This is a genomic window from Mesorhizobium sp. USDA 4775 (genome assembly GCF_054062655.1).
The window spans coordinates 2,773,324-2,793,361 of the sequence record NZ_JBSSFM010000001.1; the positions used below are offsets into that span (position 1 = coordinate 2,773,324).

At 63.8% G+C, this 20,038-nt stretch carries 17 protein-coding genes, 3 pseudogenes and 1 riboswitch; of the genes and pseudogenes, 13 read left to right on the forward strand and 7 right to left on the reverse strand.

Features of this window, described 5'->3' with window-relative positions:
• Positions 1 to 40: 40 nt before the first annotated feature.
• The gene (locus tag ACVILI_RS13260; protein ID WP_038645397.1) at positions 41 to 1,264 is read right to left on the reverse strand and encodes an MFS transporter; all 1,224 of its coding nucleotides are present in this window, start codon (positions 1,262 to 1,264) and stop codon (positions 41 to 43) included.
• Positions 1,265 to 1,383: 119 nt separating this feature from the next.
• Here ACVILI_RS13260 and ACVILI_RS13265 point away from each other — a divergent pair, with 119 nt between their 5' ends.
• Positions 1,384 to 1,992 carry a TetR/AcrR family transcriptional regulator gene (locus tag ACVILI_RS13265; RefSeq protein ID WP_038645400.1) on the forward strand — a complete coding sequence of 203 codons (609 nt, stop codon included), beginning with the start codon at positions 1,384 to 1,386 and terminating at the stop codon, positions 1,990 to 1,992.
• A 94-nt stretch (positions 1,993 to 2,086) separates the two neighbouring features.
• Positions 2,087 to 3,070, forward strand: a complete 984-nt coding sequence (locus ACVILI_RS13270; protein ID WP_038645403.1) for a hypothetical protein — start codon at positions 2,087 to 2,089, stop codon at positions 3,068 to 3,070.
• A gap of 167 nt (positions 3,071 to 3,237) precedes the next feature.
• Here ACVILI_RS13270 and bluB read toward each other — a convergent pair.
• Positions 3,238 to 3,816: pseudogene (gene bluB / locus ACVILI_RS13275) on the reverse strand (5,6-dimethylbenzimidazole synthase); the annotation flags it as partial.
• 101 nt (positions 3,817 to 3,917) lie between these two features.
• Positions 3,918 to 4,097, reverse strand: a riboswitch (cobalamin riboswitch).
• A gap of 121 nt (positions 4,098 to 4,218) precedes the next feature.
• Here bluB and ACVILI_RS13280 point away from each other — a divergent pair.
• From ACVILI_RS13280 to ACVILI_RS13305, 6 genes and pseudogenes are all read left to right on the forward strand, one after another.
• Positions 4,219 to 5,145 (forward strand): histone deacetylase family protein, encoded by a 927-nt coding sequence (locus tag ACVILI_RS13280; protein ID WP_019856973.1) that lies wholly within the window; start codon positions 4,219 to 4,221, stop codon positions 5,143 to 5,145.
• A 3-nt stretch (positions 5,146 to 5,148) separates the two neighbouring features.
• A complete protein-coding gene (locus tag ACVILI_RS13285) occupies positions 5,149 to 5,400 on the forward strand; it encodes an exodeoxyribonuclease VII small subunit (RefSeq protein ID WP_027046614.1) in 252 nt (83 codons plus the stop codon).
• A 99-nt stretch (positions 5,401 to 5,499) separates the two neighbouring features.
• Entirely contained in the window at positions 5,500 to 5,766 is a 267-nt protein-coding gene (locus ACVILI_RS13290; protein WP_010914875.1) for a DUF2277 domain-containing protein, read from the forward strand.
• A 40-nt stretch (positions 5,767 to 5,806) separates the two neighbouring features.
• Positions 5,807 to 6,729: pseudogene (locus ACVILI_RS13295) on the forward strand (pirin family protein).
• 101 nt (positions 6,730 to 6,830) lie between these two features.
• Positions 6,831 to 8,744, forward strand: a complete 1,914-nt coding sequence (gene dxs, locus ACVILI_RS13300; RefSeq protein ID WP_038645408.1) for a 1-deoxy-D-xylulose-5-phosphate synthase — start codon at positions 6,831 to 6,833, stop codon at positions 8,742 to 8,744.
• 148 nt (positions 8,745 to 8,892) lie between these two features.
• Positions 8,893 to 9,186 carry a hypothetical protein gene (locus tag ACVILI_RS13305; RefSeq protein WP_038645410.1) on the forward strand — a complete coding sequence of 98 codons (294 nt, stop codon included), beginning with the start codon at positions 8,893 to 8,895 and terminating at the stop codon, positions 9,184 to 9,186.
• On the opposite strand, the gene ACVILI_RS13310 is transcribed toward ACVILI_RS13305, so the two are convergent.
• On the reverse strand, positions 9,183 to 9,584 hold the full coding sequence (locus ACVILI_RS13310; protein WP_019856978.1) for a GFA family protein: 402 nt from the start codon (positions 9,582 to 9,584) through the stop codon (positions 9,183 to 9,185). The two genes, ACVILI_RS13305 and ACVILI_RS13310, sit on opposite strands and share 4 nt — an antisense overlap.
• 173 nt (positions 9,585 to 9,757) lie before the next feature.
• Here ACVILI_RS13310 and ACVILI_RS13315 point away from each other — a divergent pair.
• The 4 genes and pseudogenes from ACVILI_RS13315 to ACVILI_RS13330 all read left to right on the forward strand — a co-directional run bounded on the left by ACVILI_RS13315 (position 9,758) and on the right by ACVILI_RS13330 (position 15,000).
• Positions 9,758 to 10,523: pseudogene (locus ACVILI_RS13315) on the forward strand (TlyA family RNA methyltransferase).
• Positions 10,520 to 11,758 (forward strand): class I SAM-dependent RNA methyltransferase, encoded by a 1,239-nt coding sequence (locus ACVILI_RS13320; protein ID WP_069091676.1) that lies wholly within the window; start codon positions 10,520 to 10,522, stop codon positions 11,756 to 11,758. Before ACVILI_RS13315 ends, ACVILI_RS13320 begins: the two are co-directional and overlap by 4 nt.
• A 141-nt stretch (positions 11,759 to 11,899) precedes the next feature.
• Positions 11,900 to 14,482, forward strand: a complete 2,583-nt coding sequence (locus ACVILI_RS13325; protein WP_457102464.1) for a caspase family protein — start codon at positions 11,900 to 11,902, stop codon at positions 14,480 to 14,482.
• 242 nt (positions 14,483 to 14,724) lie between these two features.
• Positions 14,725 to 15,000, forward strand: coding sequence for a hypothetical protein (locus ACVILI_RS13330; protein WP_038645418.1), 276 nt, complete (start codon positions 14,725 to 14,727; stop codon positions 14,998 to 15,000).
• 117 nt (positions 15,001 to 15,117) lie between these two features.
• Here ACVILI_RS13330 and ACVILI_RS13335 read toward each other — a convergent pair whose 3' ends face one another.
• The 4 genes from ACVILI_RS13335 to ACVILI_RS13350 all read right to left on the reverse strand — a co-directional run bounded on the left by ACVILI_RS13335 (position 15,118) and on the right by ACVILI_RS13350 (position 18,740).
• Positions 15,118 to 15,792: a transglutaminase-like cysteine peptidase gene (locus ACVILI_RS13335; RefSeq protein ID WP_167470411.1), complete on the reverse strand. Its 675-nt coding sequence runs from the start codon at positions 15,790 to 15,792 to the stop codon at positions 15,118 to 15,120.
• A gap of 393 nt (positions 15,793 to 16,185) precedes the next feature.
• Positions 16,186 to 16,530 carry a Sir2 family NAD-dependent protein deacetylase gene (locus ACVILI_RS13340; RefSeq protein WP_084791746.1) on the reverse strand — a complete coding sequence of 115 codons (345 nt, stop codon included), beginning with the start codon at positions 16,528 to 16,530 and terminating at the stop codon, positions 16,186 to 16,188.
• Positions 16,531 to 16,594: 64 nt separating this feature from the next.
• Positions 16,595 to 18,007: a metalloprotease TldD gene (gene tldD / locus ACVILI_RS13345; protein WP_019856987.1), complete on the reverse strand. Its 1,413-nt coding sequence runs from the start codon at positions 18,005 to 18,007 to the stop codon at positions 16,595 to 16,597.
• A 172-nt stretch (positions 18,008 to 18,179) separates the two neighbouring features.
• A complete protein-coding gene (locus ACVILI_RS13350; protein WP_027046616.1) occupies positions 18,180 to 18,740 on the reverse strand; it encodes an invasion associated locus B family protein in 561 nt (186 codons plus the stop codon).
• Between the two features lie 376 nt (positions 18,741 to 19,116).
• On the opposite strand from ACVILI_RS13350, the gene coxB reads away from it, so the two are divergent.
• Positions 19,117 to 20,001 (forward strand): cytochrome c oxidase subunit II, encoded by an 885-nt coding sequence (gene coxB / locus ACVILI_RS13355; RefSeq protein WP_027046617.1) that lies wholly within the window; start codon positions 19,117 to 19,119, stop codon positions 19,999 to 20,001.
• The last annotated feature ends 37 nt before the right edge of the window (positions 20,002 to 20,038 follow it).

The following is a 20,038-nucleotide window of genomic DNA, read 5'->3' on the forward strand; positions in this document are numbered from 1 at the left end:
GTCAGGTCGGCCTGACCTGAATCTCAACTTATCCTGCCTGTCACTCGGCCGGAACGGCGGCTGCTTCGCATCCGTCCAGCTCGCATTTTTGCGTGGCAAGGATGCGCTGGCCGAGCAGCACGGTGGCGAGCGCAATCGTGCCTGATGCCACCGAGACCCAGAACCCGTTCTGGGCGCCGAACGCATCCACCACGGCGCCGGCGGCGAAGGAGCCCAGCGCCATGCCGATGCCGATCCCGGTGGTCACCCAGGTGATGCCTTCGGTCAGCATCGCTTCCGGCACATGCCGTTCGATCAGGCCGAAGGCCGTGATGAAGGTCGGCGAGATCGCCACGCCGCTGATGAAGACGGTCAACGCCAGAAGCGGCACGCTGCTGGCGGTGAGCGGCAGTAGCGTGCCGAGCGTGACCAGGGCGACCGCGATGGCAAGCTGGCGTTGCAGTGGACCCTTCAGGTTGAGCGCGCCGACAATGATGCCGAGCACGAACGACCCCAGCGCGTAGACGCCGATGACGAGGCTGGCGGCGCCGGGCTGGCCGAGCTCTTTTGTGATGGCCACCGTGCTCACTTCCGTCGTCGCGAAGGTGGCGCCAATGAAGATCAGGGCAAAGGTGATGATCTGCACTGGCCGCAGGCGGATCGCCGAGCCGCTCGAGCCGTGGTCCACCGGGCGCACTTGCGGCTCGGTCGATCTCTGCAGGATGAACGCGGTCGACCCCAAGGCGAGGAACAGTGTGCTCGCCAGCATGCCCGCTTCCGGAAACAGGGCGGCGCTGAGGCCGACCGACAGCGATGCGCCGGCGATGTAGACCAGTTCATCCGCCGCCGATTCGAAGGCGAAAGCGGTGTTCATCTCGGGCCGGCCCCGGAAAAGCTCCGTCCAGCGCGCGCGCACCATGGCAGGCATACTGGGCATGGCCGCCGCCAGCAGCGCCGACACGAACAGCGTCCAAACCGGCCAGTCCTGATTGGCGGCCGCAATGAGAGTGATGAAGGCGAGCACGGAGATGATTGTCGTGGGCACGACGATCCGCGTCTGGCCAAGGCGATCGACCAGTCTTGATATTTGCGGCGCCAGGAATGCGTTGGCCAGAGCGAATGTCGCCGAGACGGCACCCGCCAACCAGTATTCGCCACGCGTCTGCGACAGCATTGCCACGATGCCGATCGGCGCCATGGCGATCGGCAGGCGCGCCATGAAGCCGGCGGCCGCAAAGCCCCTCGCTCCAGGGGCGCGGAAGATTTCTGAATAGGGGTTTTGCATGGGGTTCCTCGACAAAGGGCGGTTCGACAATTACATACGAAGCGTATGAGGATTAGATAGAGCATACGCGACGTATGTCAATTGGCATACGGAACGTATGTGAATAGGGCCAGACGGAAATGCACAGACCCCGCAAGGAAATGATCGCCGAAACGCGCGCCAAGCTGATTGCCGCGGCCCGCCAGGCCTTTGGCACGATCGGATATGCCGAGGCGTCGATGGATGATTTCACGGCATCGGCCGGGCTGACGCGCGGCGCCCTCTATCACCATTTCGGCGACAAGAAGGGACTGCTGGAGGCGGTTATCGCCGAAATCGACGGCGAGATGGCGGCCCGGGTGAATGAGGTGGCGTCGAGAGCGCCGACCCGCTGGCAGCATTTCGTCGACGAATGCACGACCTATATCGAAATGGCGCTGGAGCCGGAAATCCAGCGCATCATGTTCCGCGACGGTCCGGCCGTCTTGGGCGATCCGGCGCAATGGTCGAATGCCAATGCCTGCGTCGGCTCAATGACCGATCATCTGACCGCGCTGCAAGGGGAGGGGGTGGTCGTCCCGGGCGTCGACCCCGAGACCGCCGCACGGCTGATCAACGGGGCGAGCGGCCAGGCGGCGCAGCGGATCGCCAATTCTAACGACCCCGAAGCGACGTCGAAGATAGTGGTTGCGGCGTTCAAGCAACTGCTCGAGGGACTGCTCAGAAAACCGGGTTCGCAACAGAACTAAATCCTCGTTGGGCGCACCGCTGTCCACCGCTCATGATTGACAATCCTCGGGGTGAGCGCATCCTTTCCAGCCATCTCTGAGGGGAGATTCGGGCATGTGGGATTTCGATATCGGCATGTCGGTGTCCATCATGGTGCGGACCTGGCCTTTCATTGTCTTCCGCATGATCGTCTATTTCGGCATCACGCTGGCCTACATCATGGCGACCGGCACCGGCGCTTCCGTCGGCTATGGCGTCGGCCATATCTCCACCGATCCTGACGGGCCGATGTCCTTTGCCCTGTGGGGCGGGGTGGTCGGCTTCGGCGTGGTTTCGATCGCCGTCTATTGGATCCGCGAATACATCCTCTATGTCGTCAAGGCCGGCCATATCGCCGTGATGGTCCATCTGATTGATGGCCGGGATGTTCCCGACGGCCAGAACCAGATCGCCTATGCCAGGCAGGTCGTGACCGAGCGCTTCGCCGAGGCCAACATCCTTTTCGTCGTCGACCAGCTGGTCAAGGGCGCCATCCGCGCCATCACCGGCCTGCTCGGCGGCATCGCCGCCTTCCTGCCCATTCCGGGGCTGAGCGGCCTGGTCTCCTTCATCAACACGGTGATCCGCCTGTCACTCACCTATGTCGACGAGATCATCCTCGGCTACAACATCCGCATCAATTCGTCCTCACCGTTCGAAACCGCTCGGCAAGGCGTGGTGCTCTACGCCCAGAACGGCAAGACCATGATCAAGAACGCCGTCTGGCTGGCGGTCATCATGTGGGGTGTCTCCTTCGTCATCTTCCTGCTGATGCTGGCCCCGGCCGCCGCCATTCTTTTCCTCATGCCAGGGCAACTCGCCGGCTGGGCTTTCGTGCTCGCCATCGTCTTTGCCTGGGCCTTCAAGGCGGCCTTCATCGAGCCCTTCGCCATCGCCTGCCTGATGCAGGTCTATTTCAAGACCATCGCCGGCCAGGTGCCTGATCCGGCCTGGGATGCCCGGCTGGCCGAGGCGTCGTCGAAGTTCCGAGAGTTGAAGGACAAGGCGCTGGCCTCCTTTGGCGGCTCGCGCTGGGGCACGGCCGGCGCGACGCACTGATCGGCGGGATTCGCCTGCGCAGCAGCAACCGTGTTGAGGTGCGCCACCGCTGACTTGAGTGGCGTCTCTCCTTGCCCGCAAAAAGTCTCGCTCATGATCAGATCGGGCAGCGGCAGCCGCCGGCCCCAGCCATGCGTTTCCAGGTCCGGTTTGGATGCGAACTCGGAAACCCGGCCGACGCAGAGATATGCGATCGGCGTCACGTGCTCGGGAATGGACAGCAGGCTCTTCAACGCTTGCGGCTCGATGATGCTGACCCAGCCGACGCCGACGCCTTCGGCACGCGCGGCCAGCCAGAAATTCTGCACCGCGCAGACCGTGCTGTAGAGATCCATCTCCGGATTGTGCCAACGTCCCAGCGGCGAGTTTTTTGAGCGCTCGCGGTCGCAGGTGATGCAGATGTTGAGGGCGCTTTCGCAGATGCCTTCAAGCTTGAGCTTGCGGTAGAGCGCCTGTCTTTCCACTTCGATTTCAGGCAATTCCTGCTCGCGCGCGGCCAGGAACAGGTCGCGCACATCAGCCCGTCGCGCGGCGTCGCGGATGACGATGAAATTCCACGGCTGCATGAAGCCGACCGACGGTGCATGGTGGGCGGCAAGCAGAAGCCGCGCCAGCACCGCGTCGTCGAGCCCGGTGGGCAGAAAATGGCTGCGCACGTCGCGCCGCGTGAACATGGCGCGGTAAACCGCGTCGCGCGCCATCTGGTCAAATCCATCACCCATAGCAGCGGTCATGTGTTCCGGCATCGCTCGTCCCCTTGCGATTGCAATAGCTCCACACCGTCAGAGCGCACTTTGTGCATCCAAGCGGACGCACGTCGCTCCGATGCCGTCCGCCTGACCATGCGGATGACGATGCCTGCCAGGCCGGTCTTCTGGCTTGGGATCAACCCGCGTCCGGTGCCTTCCCGTCATCGACAGTGGCATTTACCGGCGCGGTCCCCCTCACAGCGTTGGGCACGCCACGGAATTCAACCGTGTTCCCGATTCTCCCGCTTGCGACGGGCACCAGGCAGTAGCGGCGACCTTACGCCGAAGGCTCGGCCGCGCCAATCCCCGCAGCGACGCCAATGGACGCAGGCGCGATTTTCCCCAGCCATCAAGCTGCAATGCATGGCCATCGCGGCGCCGGGGCACTAGATAGGGAGCATGACAACCCGTCTCTACACGCATCCGATCTTCCTCGAACACATCACACCGCCCGGTCACCCCGAGCGGCCGGACCGCCTGCGCGCCATCGAGCGCGTGCTCGACGACGAGGCTTTTGCCGCGCTCGATCGTGTCAAAGCGCCGGAGGGCGACGAGGCCACCATCCTCTACGCCCATCCCGCCGATTTCGTCGCCCGTGTGCGTGCCGCCATTCCCGAAGAGGGTATTGCCCGCATCGATGCCGACACCACCGCCAGCCCGAAGAGCTGGCAGGCGGTGATCGCCGCGATCGGCGCGGCCAACGCCGCTGTTGACGACGTCTTTGCAGGCCGCGCCGACAATGTCTTCGTCGCCGCAAGGCCGCCCGGCCACCATGCCGAAAAGACCACCGCAATGGGCTTCTGCTTCTTCAACACGGCGGCGATTGCGGCGCGCTATGCGCAGAAGAAGCATGGCGCCGAGCGTGTCGCCGTCGTCGACTGGGATGTCCATCACGGCAACGGCACGCAGGATATTTTCTGGGACGATCCCTCGGTTCTCTATTGCTCGACGCACCAGATGCCGCTTTATCCCGGCACTGGCGCGAAGACCGAGACCGGCGCCGGCAACATCGTCAATGCACCCTTGGCGCCGCAGACCGGCAGTGAGGTGTTTCGCGATGCCTTCCTGTCGCGGGTGCTGCCGTCGCTCGACAATTTCGCGCCCGATCTGATCATCATTTCGGCCGGTTTCGACGCGCATCACCGCGATCCGCTGGCCGAGATCAATCTGACCGAGGACGATTTCGACTGGGCGACCGGCCAGTTGATGCAGCGCGCCGCGCGCCACAGCGGCAACCGGCTCGTCAGCCTGCTCGAGGGCGGCTACGATCTGCAGGGACTGGCATTTTCGGTCGCCGCCCATGTCGGGCGACTGATGAAAGGATGAATGATGGCTGGTGAAACCAACGAAGACGTCAAGGCGATGAGCTTCGAACAGGCACTCGACGCGTTGGAGAAGATCGTCGATGATCTGGAGCGTGGCGACGTGCCGCTCGACCAGTCGATCAAGATCTACGAGCGCGGCGAGGCGCTGAAGGCGCATTGCGACCGGCTGCTGAAGGCCGCCGAAGACAAGGTCGAGAAGATCAGGCTGTCGCGCGACGGCAAGCCGGTCGGAACCGAGCCGCTCGACGCGGATTGAGGCGCGGAGTAGCCTTACCGGTTTTTGGACACGATCAAGGTTGAGGATTAAGCTCGTCCCGATTGAAACGGCTCCAGGACAAGAGGAGATACGGAAGCGATGTGCAGAAACATCAAGACCCTGTTCAATTTTGACCCGCCGGCAACCAATGACGAAGTGCGCGACGCGGCCCTTCAGTTCGTTCGCAAGCTGAGCGGAACGACACGGCCCTCGAAACAGAACCAGCATGCGTTCGATCACGCCGTCGAAGCCATTGCGGCATCGGCGCGCGAACTTCTCGATTCGCTCGAAACCAATCAGCACCCGCGCAACCGCGAAGAGGTGGCGGCCAAACTGCGGGCAAAAGCGGCGATCCGCTTTGCCTGATGCGGCCAGAGCGGTCCTCGACCGCTGACAAGGAGAGCCCATGAGCTTCTTTCCCGGAAAAGACCCTGAAGCCGGCGACGCCTTTGCCAGCGACCAGATCGAACTGATGGTCATCCCGAATGCCAAGGACATTGGCGGCTTCGAGGTGCGCCGCGCTCTGCCGACCGCCAGGCGGCGGCTGGTCGGGCCATTCATCTTCTTCGATCGCATGGGTCCGGCGATCCTGCGGGCAGGCCAGGCTCTCGATGTCCGTCCGCACCCACATATCGGCCTGTCGACGGTGACTTATCTGTTCGACGGCAAGATCCGTCATCGCGATTCCCTGGGCACCGAAATGGTGATCCAGCCGGGCGACGTGAATTTGATGACCGCCGGCCGCGGCATCGTCCACTCCGAGCGCACGCCGGAGGAATTGCGTGGAGCGCCGATGTCGATCTCTGGCCTGCAAACATGGCTCGCCTTGCCCGATGGCAAGGAGGAAGTGGCCCCGGTCTTCGAGAACACCGCCGCCTTGCGGCTGCCCGAGATCGATGCCGAAGGCGTGCGCGGCCGCATCGTCATCGGCGATTTTCAAGGGTTGCGCTCCCCCGTGAGAGCCGATTCCGAGACACTTTACGCCGACCTTAGGCTGGCGCCGGGCGCCAGTATAAAGATTCCCGCCGACGCGGAAGAGCGCGCCATCTACACGCTGGAAGGCGAGGTCGCGATTTCGGGCGACGTCTTTCCGGCAGAGCGGTTGCTGGTGTTCCGGCCCGCTGACGAGATCATCATATCGTCGCAAACCGCGGTGCGCATTTCATGCTTTTCGGCGGAGCCTCGCTTGGCTCGCAGCGCTACATCTGGTGGAATTTCGTCTCCTCGTCGAAGGAGCGCATCGAACAGGCCAAGCAGGAATGGAAGACGGGACGCTTCGATATCGTTCCTGGAGATGAGAAAGAGTTCATCCCGCTGCCGGAAAGCTGAGGAAATCGGCGAGGGGATCTGATTGATCCGCGTCACCGACACGCATTTACTTTCGCCGGCCGGCGGCTTATCCCGCCGTTGAACAGAAAGCCTGAGCACCCGTGAACGCAACGCCGCATACGCCGCTTCTCGACAAGGTCCGCATTCCGGCGGATCTGCGCGCGCTTGACGAGAGCGAATTGCCGCAACTGGCGTCCGAGCTTCGCCTCGAACTGGTCGACGCGGTGTCGCGCACCGGCGGCCATCTCGGCGCCGGCCTCGGCGTGGTCGAACTGACGGTGGCGCTGCATTACGTCTTCAACACGCCGGACGATCGGCTGATCTGGGATGTCGGCCACCAGGCCTATCCGCACAAGATCCTGACCGGCCGCCGCGACCGCATCCGCACATTGCGCCAGGAGGGCGGCCTGTCCGGCTTCACCCGCCGCGCCGAAAGCGAATACGATCCCTTCGGCGCCGCCCACTCCTCGACATCGATCTCTGCCGGCCTCGGCATGGCCGCCGCCCGCGACCTCTCCGGCGGCCGCAACAACGTCATCGCCGTCATCGGCGACGGCGCCATGTCGGCCGGCATGGCCTATGAGGCGATGAACAATGCCGGCGCGCTCGATGCCCGACTCATCGTCATCCTCAACGACAATGACATGTCGATCGCGCCGCCGACCGGCGCGATGAGCGCCTATCTGGCGCGGCTCGCCTCGGGCAAGGCTTATGCCGGCCTGCGCGACTTCGGCAAGAAGCTGACATCCTATCTCGGTAAGCGCGCCGATCGTGCGATCACAAGGGCGGTTGAGCATGCGCGCGGCTACGTCACCGGCGGCACGCTGTTCGAGGAGCTCGGCTTCTACCACATCGGCCCGATCGACGGTCACAATCTCGAGCATCTGATCCCTGTGCTGAAGAATGTCCGCGACAATGGCGAAGGCCCGGTGCTGATCCATGTCGTCACCCAGAAGGGCAAGGGCTATGCGCCGGCGGAAGCCGCCGCGGACAAGTATCACGGCGTCAACAAGTTCGACGTCATCACCGGTGCGCAGGCCAAGGCGCCGGCCAACGCACCGGCCTACACCAAGGTGTTCGCCGAGAGCCTGATCCAGGAAGCCCACGAGGACGACCGCATCGTCGCTGTCACTGCCGCCATGCCGAGCGGCACAGGGCTTGATCTGTTCGGCGAAGTGTTCCCGTCACGGACCTTCGATGTCGGCATTGCCGAACAGCATGCTGTGACCTTTGCTGCCGGTCTCGCGACCGAAGGCTACAAGCCGTTCGCGGCGATCTATTCGACCTTTCTGCAACGCGCCTATGACCAGGTCGTCCATGACGTCGCGATCCAGAAACTGCCGGTGCGCTTCCCGATCGACCGCGCCGGCTTCGTCGGCGCCGATGGCGCCACCCATTGCGGCGCCTTCGACACCACCTTCCTGGCAAGCCTGCCGGGCTTTGTCGTGATGGCGGCGGCTGACGAGGCGGAACTGCGCCATATGGTGCGCACCGCCGCAAGCTATGATGACGGCCCGATCGCCTTCCGCTATCCGCGCGGCAATGGCGTCGGCGTCGACATGCCGGAGCGCGGCTCGGTTCTCGAACTCGGCAAGGGCCGCATCGTCAGGGAAGGCACAAAGGTGGCGCTGTTGTCCTTCGGCACGCGCCTGCAGGATTGCCTGATAGCTGCCGAGGAACTCGGCGCGGCCGGGCTTTCCACCACCGTTGCCGATGCCCGCTTCGCCAAGCCGCTCGACGAGGATTTGATCCGCCGGCTGGCCCGCTCGCACGAGGTTCTGGTCACGGTGGAGGAGGGCGCCATTGGCGGCTTCGCCAGCCATGTGCTGCAGTTCCTTGCCCATGAGGGATTGCTGGAAAGCGGCCTGAAGGTGCGCCCGCTGGTGCTGCCTGACGTGTTCACTGATCACGCCAAGCCGGAAAAAATGTATGCCGATGCCGGGCTCGATGCCACCGGCATCGTGCGCACCGTTTTCACCGCGCTCGATCATACGGCCCGCGCCCAGCGCGCCTGACTCAAAATCTGAAGCGCTTGAATCAGTTTGCCGGCTTGATTTCGTAACGCATTGTTAACACTGCCGTTTGGCGTTTTGCTTACCGTGTCCCTTGGCCGTTTTTCAACGGCGCCCTGCTAGACCGGCGTCAGGCAGGGAGACAAGAACAATGAAGACGCTTCTGTGCGGCGTGGCCCTCTTGGCCACCATAGTCGCGCCGGCCGCCGCCGAGACGCGCTATGATCGCAATCTCGAAAAGGCGGCGCTGGGCATCGTTGCCAGCAAGATGGGTGATATCCGCGGCGGCTTTTCCTACGAGCAGGTGCCGCAGCTTGTGGTCTTGCCGGATCCTGTTCCGCCGCCTGCCAATGCCACCGAGCATCCTGCTGTGCAGGCATCGGGGGGTCGCGACGACGGTTTGTCTCCGGCCGTCGAGCGCCAAGTGTCCCGCACCATCTTCTAGAACCACATGTCGCGCACGCAACGCCCGTCGCGGGGCAGGTCGTCATATGTGTCGAGGCCATCGAAATGGTCGATAGGCAGATCGGCGACCGCCTCGGGTGGCGCCAGCCTTACATTGACGGCGATGCGTGTGCGACCAGATTCCTCGGCGCGCAAACCACGCCAGGCGAGCACGCAGGCGCAGGTCGGGCAGAACAGGATTTCGAGCGACGGTGTGGCCTTTCCGGCGCGCGTATAGCTGTCCGTCGGTCCCGAAACGCGAATGCGTTCGTCGACATAGTCGTAGGCCCAGAGCACGCCATAGCGACGGCAGAGCGTGCAGTTGCAGGCCGTCACCGGCCCGGGATCGCCTTCCAGGGTCCAGTGGGTTGCGCCACAATGGCAGGTTCCCGTCAGCATTCGTTCCTCCTCCGAGTTCTGACAGCAAACGGCTCTCCTCCCTAACATTGTGCCGGACCCAAAGCGATTCCAGCAAGCCGCGGAGCGGCTTGACCCATTCGCCTGCGTGCGAGGATGTTCTTCGTCCGTCCCAATGTCCTTGCCTTCGCTGCCGGCTTTCGCCATGAAGGCCGATGAACTCGCCTCTGCCAGCCAGCACACGCCAGCGGCTCGACGACCTGCTCGTCCAGCGCGGCCTGTTTGCCAGCCGTTCGCGTGCCCGCGACGCGGTCGAGCGTGGCACGGTGACGGTTGACGGCACCATTGCCCGTAAACCCGGTCAGAACGTCTCGCCGCAATCCCTTGTTGCCATCGATGATCCGGCGCAAGGCTATGTCTCGCGCGCGGCCCTGAAGCTCATCGGCGGGCTCGATCACTTCAGCCTCGATCCGGCCGGCCGCGAGGCCATCGACATCGGCGCCTCGACCGGGTGGCTTCACCCAGGTGCTGCTGGAGCGTGGTGCCTCCCATGTCACCGCGATCGACGTCGGGCACGGCCAGATGCATCCCGATGTCGGCAAGGACCCGCGCGTGACGGTTATCGAGGGACTGAATGCCCGTGACCTCACCGCCGCGGATCTTGCCGGCCGCATTCCGGATTTCATCGTCTCCGACGTCAGCTTCATCTCGCTGAGACTGGCGCTGCCGCCGGCGCTTGCGATTGCCGAACCTGGGGCTGCCGCGGTCTTTCTGGTCAAGCCGCAATTCGAGGCGGGTCGCGAGGCGATCGGCAAGGGCGGCCTGTTGAAGGACCCCTTCGATGCCGCCCGCGTCGCCGGCCTGCTGCAGGATTGGCTGGACGCCGTTCCGGGCTGGCGTTCGCTCGGCCTGCATCTGTCGCCGATCGAAGGCGGCGACGGCAATCGCGAATTCCTGCTTGGTGGGATCAAGGATCGATGAGCGCGCGCTTCACCATCAAAAAGCTTGGCGCCCAGGGTGACGGCATTGCCGAAACCGAAAGCGGCGATCTGTTCATCCCCTTCACGCTGCCCGGCGAGACCGTTACCGCCGCGCGCGAACGGGATCGTGCAGCGCTGATGGCGGTGCTGGCAGCCTCGCCGCTGCGCATCGAACCCGCCTGCCGCCATTTCACCGAATGCGGCGGCTGCGCCCTCCAGCATTTCGAGGCCGAAGCCTATCGCCAGTGGAAGCGCGAGAAGGTGGTGCACGCCCTGAAGGGCATCGATTGCGGCATTGACGAACTGGTCGCCTGCGCGCCGCACACGCGCCGCCGCGTCGTGCTTGCCGCCCGACGCAGCGAGACGGGCATGCTGCTCGGCTTCAATCGCCATTTGTCACCGGAAATCATTTCCATATCGGAATGTCCGATCTCGCTGCCCGAGATCGTCGCAGCACTCGACCGGTTGAGGGCGCTCGCCGACTTGATATGCGCCACCACCAAATCGTTCCGGATGGCGGTCACGGTGACGGGTTCCGGCCTCGACGTCGCGGTGCATGAGTCCGGCAAGCTCGGCGAACACCAGCGCCGCATCGCCTCCAATTTTGTCCTGGCGCAAGGCTTTGCCAGGCTGTCCATCGATGACGAGATCGTCATCGAGCCGAGGAAGCCCGTGGTGATGTTCGGCAGCGTCGCTGTCGCCGTGCCGCCCGGCGCCTTCCTGCAGGCGACCGAGGCAGCCGAGCAGGCCATGGCCGAGATCGTAGGCACGCATCTGAAACGCGCCAAGAAGGTCGCCGATCTTTTCGCCGGTTGCGGCAGCTTTGCCTTGCGGTTGGCCGCCAAGTCGGAAGTCCATGCGGTTGAGGGCGATGCGGCGGCTCTCTCGGCGCTCGATCGGGGGGCACGATTCGCGACCGGCCTGAAGCGGGTGACGGGCGAGCGCCGCGACCTGTTCCGCCGGCCGCTGACATTCAAGGAGTTGAACGCCTTCGACGGCCTTGTCTTCGATCCGCCGCGCGCGGGTGCCGAAGACCAGTCGAAGCAGATCGCCCGCTCGGATGTTCCCTTCGTTGCCGCGGTGTCCTGCAATCCGGTGACGCTGGCTCGCGACCTGCGCATCCTCATCGACGGCGGCTATCAACTGAAGAGCGTGACGCCGATCGACCAGTTCCTGTGGTCGCCCCATGTCGAGGCGGTCGCCCTGCTGGAAAAGCCCAGGAGAAGGCGCGGCTGAGACCGGCCCGTGATCACGTTTCGTTGAGACCGGGCACTTCGGCCTCTCCCGGCCCAAAGCGGCCGGATTGACGCCGCAAAGCCGCCTTCTTGTGCCAGCCTAGTCCGGTTGGGGCGGAAGATTCGGCACTCTCACTGACGGATGATCGTAATGCGGACGGTCTCGAAACTTCTCGCTTTCTTCCTCGCCCTCTCCATTTTCGCGTTCGGGTCGACAGCCCTGGCGCTGGCGCAAAGCCAGAAGCGCCTTGCCTTCGTCATCGGCAATGCCGCCTATCCGGCGGGCGCGCTGGCGACGCCGGCCAACGATGCCGGCCTGATTGCCCAGACATTGCAAGCGGCGGGGTTCGACGTGGTCGGCGCGCGCGACGTCGACCAGGAATCGCTGCGCGGCGCCTATCGCGATTTCCTCGCCAAGGTGACGGCAGCCGGTCCCGACGCCGTGGTGTTTGTCTATCTGGCCGGCCAGGGCCTGCAGTTCGAGGGCGAGAACTATTTCGCGCCCGTCGATGCCCAGATCGCCAACGCCGCTGACGTGCCGATGGCCGCGGTGCGGATCTCCGACCTCACCAAGCCGCTTGCAGCGCTGCCGACCAAGGTCAACATCGTCGTGCTCGATGCGGCGCGGCCAAACTCCTTCGCCAAATCGAACCAGCCGCTGGCTGGCGGCCTTGCACTGGTCGATCCCGACCCGAACATGCTGATCGCCTTCAACGCCGCCCCGGGCACGGTCGCGCCGGAAGGCAAAGGACCTTACGGCGCCTATGCGCAGGCGCTTGCCGAGATGATCAGGGATGGCGGCCTGCAGCTTGGTGATGTTTTCGACCGCACGCGCCTGCGCGTCAACGAGGTGACGCAGGGTGCGGAGTTGCCCTGGAACGCCTCCAAGATCACGGAGCCTTTCGTCTTCTTCGACCGCGGGCCGGATGCCCCGCCGCGGCAGGTGTCGTCAGCCGAGGTCGGCGCCATGCGGACCAAGGAAATCCGCGACTTCGATGCGCATGATGCCTATATCGCGGCTGTCGATCGCGACACGATGCGTGGCTACGAGGATTTTCTGGTCGCCTATCCCCACGATCCGATGGCCAGGCGCGTGCGCGCGATCCTGGCGGCGCGGCGCGAGGCGATCACCTGGCGCCAGACCTGGCTGAGGGACACGCCCGAAGCCTACTGGTCCTATCTCGATCGCTATCCGCACGGTCCGCACGCCTGGGACGCAAGGCGCAGGCTCGAGCATTTCGACGCCGCGCTTGAACCGCCGCAGGGCTTTACCGTCTACGCCTACGACGTGCCGCCGCCACCGCCCGATGAGATCGTCTATGTCGACCGGCCCGTGCTCTATTTCGACGACCCGGAATTCGATTTCGCGCCACCGCCACCCGTGGCGGTCATCTTCCTGCCGCCGCGGCCGCGCGACTTCATTGAACTGGCACCGCCGCCGCCGCCAGTCGGAATCTTCCTTCTGCCGACGCCTGTTTTCGTGCCGGTGCCTGCCTGGGTGAACCCGCCGCGTGATATCTCCCCGCCGCCGAACGACGTCATCTTCAACAACATCCACAACACAACGATCATCAACAACACGACGATCAACGAGAACAACAACCAGGGCGGTGGCCTCACCACCGGCCAGAAACTGACTGCTGGCGCCGTGGGCCTGGGTGCGGCGGCGCTGGCAACGAAGGTCGCGTTGCCGGCCTTCCTGCAGAAAAAGGAAACCGTGCTGTCCAAGCAGAATCCCGGTGGCCTCCCGTTGAAGCCGGGGCAGGGTGGCCAGCAGCCGGGCGGTGTCACGCCGCTGTCGAAGACATTGCCTGCCAACAAACTGACGGGTCATGCCTTGCCCGGCGCCGACGGCAACACGCTGCCGCTCGTCAATGGCAAGCCGGTGCTGAATGGGCAGAACCTGCCCAACAACCCGAATCTGCCGAAGCAGAACCCGGGCGGCCTCCCGCCGAAGCCGGGGCAGGGTGGGCAGCAGCCGGGCGGTGTCACGCCGCTGTCGAAGACATTGCCTGCCGACAAGCGGACGGGTCATGCCTTGCCCGGCGCCGACGGCAACACGCTGCCGCTCGTCAATGGCAAGCCGGTGCTCAATGGACAGAACCTGCCGAAGAACAAGTCCAGGAAGCTCCTGAACAATCAGGCCACGGCAGGTGGAAACGCCGTGACCGGCAACCCGGTGGTTAATGGGCAAAACGGGGCCAATGGCCAGGGCAATGGGCAAGGCCAGAATGCAACCGGCAAGACCGGCAAGGATGCCAAGTTGCGCAAGATCCCGGGCGCCAACGGCACGTCCGCGGCGAATGGGGTGAACAACCCACCAGCGCTTGTTGGCCAGAATTCAGGCCAGAACCCGCCCAACGGCAAGTTCAAGAAGCTTCACAATCAGGGCGGCGGCCAGACGAACGGTCAGGCCAATGGGCAAGGCAATGGGGCACAGGGCAATGGCAACGGTCCCAAATTCCACAGTTTGCCTGCCAACGGAAATGGTGGTGGCAATGTCCAGCAGAAATTCAAGGTCAACAACGGCAACCCGCAGCTGAAGGTGCAGGGTCAGCCCAGGCCGCAGAGGCCGGAGTTCCACGCCCAGCCGAAGCAGCAAATGCAGCAGCAGGTGCAGCGGCAGGCACAGCGGCAGGCACAGCCAAGGCCGCCGCAGCCGCAGCCGCCGGCCGTCAAGAAGCCGTCTTGCGGGCACCCCAATGAGCCCGCTTGCAAGAAATAACGCATGTCGGCCAGAGGTGGTTCGGCTTGGGTCGGGACATGCATGAGACAAAGGCTTGAAACGCGTCGCTGGTCGCGTTGTGTGAGGTAACCGGCTGTGTCGGCCGGCGACAATACATGGCTGGCCGTGACGGCTACCCGCGATCAGATCACAACTGCGTGGTTGGCCACGACCAAGATTGCGCAGTGCCTCGGCCCGCTGGTACCCAGTCGGCGCCGGGGGGTCTCAACGGAGTGAGCACAATGAGGATTGCAAGCGTTCTGACGTCCATCGCCCTGGCCGGGTTCATAGCGACGGGAGTCGCCGCGGCAGCGACGACAGCAGCGACCACGACCACGGCTGCCCCGGCCGCCACCACGGCCGCCCCGGCGAAGAAATCGGCGGCCTCTGCCATGACGCCGGAGAAGACCGCGATTTCCAAGCAATGTTCCGCACTCGCGGACGCCAAGAAGCTCCACGGCAAGGCGCGCGAGAAGTTCCGGGCCGATTGCAAGAAGAACGGTGGCAAGGCCACCTGATCAACAGCTGATTTCGGCTATTGCCGCCAGCCTAGGCTGGCGGCAATTCCTTCATCCCGAGCGCTGAAACTCATCAGACGTCGGTGGCGCCTGGACTGCTACGGCCACAAAGGTTGCTCAATCTACGAGCTTGGCAACGTTCGTGAGGGTCTGCGGCGTGCCGCCCCGCTGGTTGATCGACACCCAGATATTCGGGTTCTGCTGCGACTGGCGTTTCACGAAGTAGTAGCCGGTCGCGTTCCACGGCCTAATTTCGTCGACCAGATTGTCCAGGACCAGATCGCCCTTGTCGGTTTTCACCGTCAGGATGGTGTGGCCTTCATTGTCGAGGTCGTGCACCACGGTCATCAGCAGCGCCTGCCGGGGGAACCCGGCCTCCTGAAGAAGCTTGCGCTTGTAGAGTGCGTAGATCTTGCAGTCACCCTTACCGTCAACCGGGTAATCCCAGTGGTCCGCCATCGTGCCCCAGTGGTCGAAATTGCTGACGGGCTTGATGGAACTGTTCGCCTTTTGATTTATCCGCTTCAGAGTGCGCAGGTTCTGCGCGGTCAGCTTGACGTTCGTGGCCGGCAGAGCGGGCACCTTGCACTCTTTTGGCCGGCGATGGCAGAAATCGACCCAGCCGTAGGGGACGCTGGTAGGACCACCGACCGTGACGGCAGAAGATTGCGTCGATCGTACTTTGAACCACGTCGACTGTGCTGCTGCCGGAGCGGCTTGCAGCGCTGTCGCGCCGATCAACGAAACCAAGCCAAGCAGGATTGACGAAGTCAGGACCGAAGAATGCCGCATTGCCGAAACCACCATCGCAACGAGGAACTGGTGCTGCGTCGTGCGCAAAAAGGCAGCCCAGGCAGTTTAACAGTTACTAATTTCCTAATGCGAATTGTGTTCACTTCAAGGTGATGATCGCGGACGATCTGGTTGGCATCAATCGCTAACGCGGCGTCGGGGTGCTTCGGCGAGCACCCCCGCATCCATTTCTCCCAGCGTCTTCGGCTTGGCCCTCCGGGGCAGGGACGCGAACACGTCCTCAGGCCGCGTTAAAGGAAGGACCGGAGCAGCTTGTGCGACTTGATCATCGGATGAACTGACGGCTTTGAAATTTTTTCCGTTGACCATCATGGTTCCTCTCTCGATATACGCGGATATTGATCGCCCCGATTTCCGAGGCGACACGGACTGTCAGCCGACGCCCGAAAGAATCCGCCCCACGAAAGCCGGCACCACTTGTGTCGCCGGTCCTTCCAACTGTTCGTCGAAGCTGGAGGCCCAGCCGGCGCACTTTAGGTTGAGTTCGATCGTCAAGGCGCCGGCGGCGCGCGCGTTCGGCCCGACACCGTCCATCTGCCGCCGCCGCATGTTGTAGAAATCCTGCACCTTGGCGGGGTCGCGAGCAAAGCCTTCGGGCGTCGCAACGTCCTCAAGGTTGAATTTGGCCCAGACGCCATCGGGATCGCGAAAGGTCGCGACGCCCGATTCCGCCGAAATGCCGGCGCCCGTCAGGATGACGATTTTGGATCTGGACATTGTCAGGCCGCCCCAACTCGGAAACATCACTTTGGCGGGCGATGTTACCGGAACGGCTCGAGCCTCAAACCCTGGTGCCGCCCACCGTCATCTGGTTCATCCTGAGATGCGGCTGGCCGACGCCGACCGGCACGCCCTGTCCGGCCTTGCCGCACATGCCGATGCCATTGTCGAGCTTCATGTCGTTGCCGACCATCGAGACGCGGTGCATGGCGTCGGGCCCGTTGCCGATCAGCATGGCGCCCTTGATCGGCTGCGTCACCTTGCCGTTCTCGATCATGTAGGCCTCGGTGCAGCCGAACACGAATTTGCCTGAGGTGATGTCGACCTGGCCGCCGCCGAAGGAGACGGCGTAGATGCCGTTCTTGACCGAGGCGATGATCTCGTCCGGTTCCATGTCGCCTGACGTCATGTAGGTGTTGGTCATGCGCGGCATCGGTTGGTGCGCGTAGCCTTCGCGCCTTCCGTTGCCGGTGGCTTTCATGCCCATCAGTCGTGCGTTCTGCCGGTCCTGCATGTAGCCGACCAGTTTGCCGTCCTGGATCAGCACGTTGCGGGCCGAGGGCGTGCCTTCATCGTCGACGGTGAGCGAGCCGCGCCGCTCCGGGATGGTGCCGTCGTCGACGACGGTGACGCCCTTGGCGGCGACCTGCTGGCCCAGCAGGCCGGCGAAGGCCGAGGTCTTCTTGCGGTTGAAATCGCCTTCCAGCCCGTGCCCGACGGCCTCGTGCAGCATGACGCCCGGCCAGCCGCTGGACAGCACGATGTCGAATGTGCCGGCCGGAGCTGGGATGGCCTCGAGATTGACCAGCGCCTGCCTCAGCGCTTCCTTGGCGGCATGCTTCCAGCTGTCCTCGATCAGGAAGTCGCCGAATGCCTTGCGTCCGCCCATGCCGTAGGAGCCGCTTTCCTGGCGGTCGCCGTCGCCGACGACGACCGAGACGTTGATGCGGACCAGCGGCCTGATATCGCGCACCATCTGGCCGTCGGCGCGCACGATCTCGACATGCTGCCAGGACGCGGCGAGCGAGGCCGTCACCTGGCGCACGCGTGGATCCTCGGCGCGCAGCCAGGCGTCGATTTCCTGCAGCAGCTTCGCCTTGGCCTCGAAGGAGGGCGAGGGGATCGGGTTCTCGTCGCCGTAGAGATGGCGGTTGGTGCGGGCAGGGGCAGCGGCAAGCGTTCCGGAATAGCCGCCCTTGACGGTCGAGACCGCAGCGGCCGCGCGCAGCAGCGAGGCTTCGGAGAGGTCGCTCGAATGGGCGTAGCCGCTGGCTTCACCCGCGACGGCACGCAGGCCAAAGCCCTGGTCGGTGTTGAAATTGGCGGTCTTCAGCCGGCCATTGTCGAACATCAGCGCCTCGCTCTCGCTGTATTCGAGAAACAGTTCGCCGTCGTCGGCGCCGTTGATGGTGTCGGCGACGATCTGCTTGATGCGATCGTCGGAAATATCGAATTGGCCGATCAGGCTGTTCATGGCGCGTCCGTCCGTGGGAAGATTGCTTTCCCCCGATGTAGGCGCGAAGCCGCGCTCGCACAATCGGCAATGACGATCGGCGTCGGCGAATGACGACGGCCAGCCGATGCGGCATTCAGATGCGGCATTCAGGAGAGCTGCGTCAGAACCTGGTTCTGCGCCAAGCTCGGGATCAGGGAAGGGCGGCGAAGCCGTCGGCAAAACCCTTGAGGTCGACAGGGATGCCGATGCCTTCTTCCGGCGTCTGGAAGACGATGAACGTCGCCGACGTGCCGGTCTTCAGCGTGTCGAGCAGCGGCTTTTCGAGGATGACCTCGGCATAGCAGCCGTCCTGGAAGCAGCGCACGAAATAGGCGCGGCCAATGTCCTTGCCGTCGACATTGAGGCCGAGCCCGTTCGGCAAAAGCACGCCGAGCGGCGCCAGCACGCGCAGGATCTCGGCCTTGTTGTCGGCGGTGCGCAGCACGACCACCGACAGCCCCATCTCCGGACGGTCCTCGGCGACGACATTTTGCATCATCACGCATTGTTCGGAGGTGGCGCCCGCCGGCGTGTCGCAGATGATCGACCAGGCGCCATGCGTCGAGCGCACCGTGCCGCTCGGCTGGGCGGCATTGGCCTGACCGGCCACGAACAGACCGGCTGCGGACAAAGCGGCAAGAAACATGGCCTTGACCAAGGTGCTCGAAAGCTCCGGTCTCGTATGCCCCAGTCTCGAAAGCCAAGAGTTCATGACGGCTCCATTGCGAATCACGGCACTTTAAGCCGCGCCAATGCCAAGTAAAGGACGAGACCGCTGCCGAACTGTCCCGAAACAGGCAATACAGCGCTTTTCTCTGTCAAATTCGCCTGAATTACGACGCATCGCGCACCTCGCCAACATGAGGCGAGCAACCTGCCGGACATACGCGATTCGCCGCCATCGCCGCTGCCCCGGAAGAGCCGTCTCACCTTGCGCGCAAAAATGCCGCACAGTTTCCTCCGCTCCTTTCTTGCGGAGGGAAAAAGAGTATGGTTTGAACCAGTTTGAGACTGTCGGGATTCCCGTCCCGGCATTGTTCGTTATTCTCGTTGGCACCGCCGCGAGGAACTGGGAGACGAAGAGGGCGATGAGAAATTTCCTAGCAGACGCCAAGTTTCTAGCCAGTGCTGGGGCTGCCACCGCGCTTTTCGCGGTCACGTCCGCCCATGCAGACCAGCCCGTGGCGTGGGAGACGACCTTCCAGGCGCCGGCGACCGACATGATGCGGCAGATCGAATGGTTCGGGAACTACACGATGTGGTTCATCGTCCCGATCACCATTCTGGTGCTGCTTCTCCTCGCCTACTGCATCGTCAGGTTCCGCGCGAGCGCAAACCCGGTTCCCTCCAAGACCAGCCACAACACGCTGATCGAGGTGATCTGGACCGTCGGCCCGGTCGTGATCCTGCTCTGTCTCGCCATCCCCTCATTCCAGCTCCTGACCGCGCAGTACACTCCGCCGGAGGAAGCCAAGCTGACCGTCAAGGCGACCGGCAACCAGTGGAACTGGGACTATGAATACCAGACCGACAACACGCTCTCCTTCAATTCGGCCATCCTCCAGGATGGCGACCGCGCCAAGGCCGGCAAGGAGGATCGCAAGGTCTATCCGCGCCTGCTCGCCGTCGACAATGAGCTGGTGGTGCCGGTCAACACGATGACGCGCGTGCTCGTCACCGCGACCGACGTGATCCACTCCTTCGCCATGCCGTCCTTCGGCATCAAGATCGACGCCATTCCGGGGCGCACCAACGAGACCTGGTTCAAGGCGGAGAAGGAAGGCCTCTATTATGGTCAGTGCTCGCAGCTTTGCGGCAAGGACCACGCCTTCATGCCGATCGCCATTCGTGTCGTCTCCGACGCGCAGTTCAAGACCTGGCTGGCTGCGGCCAAGACCGATCTGCCCGGCGCCAACAAGACGCTGATGGCCGAGGTCGATGGCCAGAACAAGGTAGCGGCCGCCGGCAATTGATGCCGCGGGTTAGTAAGATTTAGGGAACGGAGCGGAA

What these genes read in the sequence shown, in the direction of transcription:
- ACVILI_RS13260 (WP_038645397.1), bottom strand. Translation starts at nt 1,264, where the DNA reads ATGCAAAACCCCTATTCAGAAATCTTCCGCGCCCCTGGAGCGAGGGGC.
- ACVILI_RS13265 (WP_038645400.1), top strand. Translation starts at nt 1,384, where the DNA reads ATGCACAGACCCCGCAAGGAAATGATCGCCGAAACGCGCGCCAAGCTG.
- ACVILI_RS13270 (WP_038645403.1), top strand. Translation starts at nt 2,087, where the DNA reads ATGTGGGATTTCGATATCGGCATGTCGGTGTCCATCATGGTGCGGACC.
- ACVILI_RS13280 (WP_019856973.1), top strand. Translation starts at nt 4,219, where the DNA reads ATGACAACCCGTCTCTACACGCATCCGATCTTCCTCGAACACATCACA.
- ACVILI_RS13285 (WP_027046614.1), top strand. Translation starts at nt 5,149, where the DNA reads ATGGCTGGTGAAACCAACGAAGACGTCAAGGCGATGAGCTTCGAACAG.
- ACVILI_RS13290 (WP_010914875.1), top strand. Translation starts at nt 5,500, where the DNA reads ATGTGCAGAAACATCAAGACCCTGTTCAATTTTGACCCGCCGGCAACC.
- ACVILI_RS13305 (WP_038645410.1), top strand. Translation starts at nt 8,893, where the DNA reads ATGAAGACGCTTCTGTGCGGCGTGGCCCTCTTGGCCACCATAGTCGCG.
- ACVILI_RS13310 (WP_019856978.1), bottom strand. Translation starts at nt 9,584, where the DNA reads ATGCTGACGGGAACCTGCCATTGTGGCGCAACCCACTGGACCCTGGAA.
- ACVILI_RS13320 (WP_069091676.1), top strand. Translation starts at nt 10,520, where the DNA reads ATGAGCGCGCGCTTCACCATCAAAAAGCTTGGCGCCCAGGGTGACGGC.
- ACVILI_RS13325 (WP_457102464.1), top strand. Translation starts at nt 11,900, where the DNA reads ATGATCGTAATGCGGACGGTCTCGAAACTTCTCGCTTTCTTCCTCGCC.
- ACVILI_RS13330 (WP_038645418.1), top strand. Translation starts at nt 14,725, where the DNA reads ATGAGGATTGCAAGCGTTCTGACGTCCATCGCCCTGGCCGGGTTCATA.
- ACVILI_RS13335 (WP_167470411.1), bottom strand. Translation starts at nt 15,792, where the DNA reads ATGCGGCATTCTTCGGTCCTGACTTCGTCAATCCTGCTTGGCTTGGTT.
- ACVILI_RS13340 (WP_084791746.1), bottom strand. Translation starts at nt 16,530, where the DNA reads ATGTCCAGATCCAAAATCGTCATCCTGACGGGCGCCGGCATTTCGGCG.
- tldD (WP_019856987.1), bottom strand. Translation starts at nt 18,007, where the DNA reads ATGAACAGCCTGATCGGCCAATTCGATATTTCCGACGATCGCATCAAG.
- ACVILI_RS13350 (WP_027046616.1), bottom strand. Translation starts at nt 18,740, where the DNA reads ATGAACTCTTGGCTTTCGAGACTGGGGCATACGAGACCGGAGCTTTCG.
- coxB (WP_027046617.1), top strand. Translation starts at nt 19,117, where the DNA reads ATGAGAAATTTCCTAGCAGACGCCAAGTTTCTAGCCAGTGCTGGGGCT.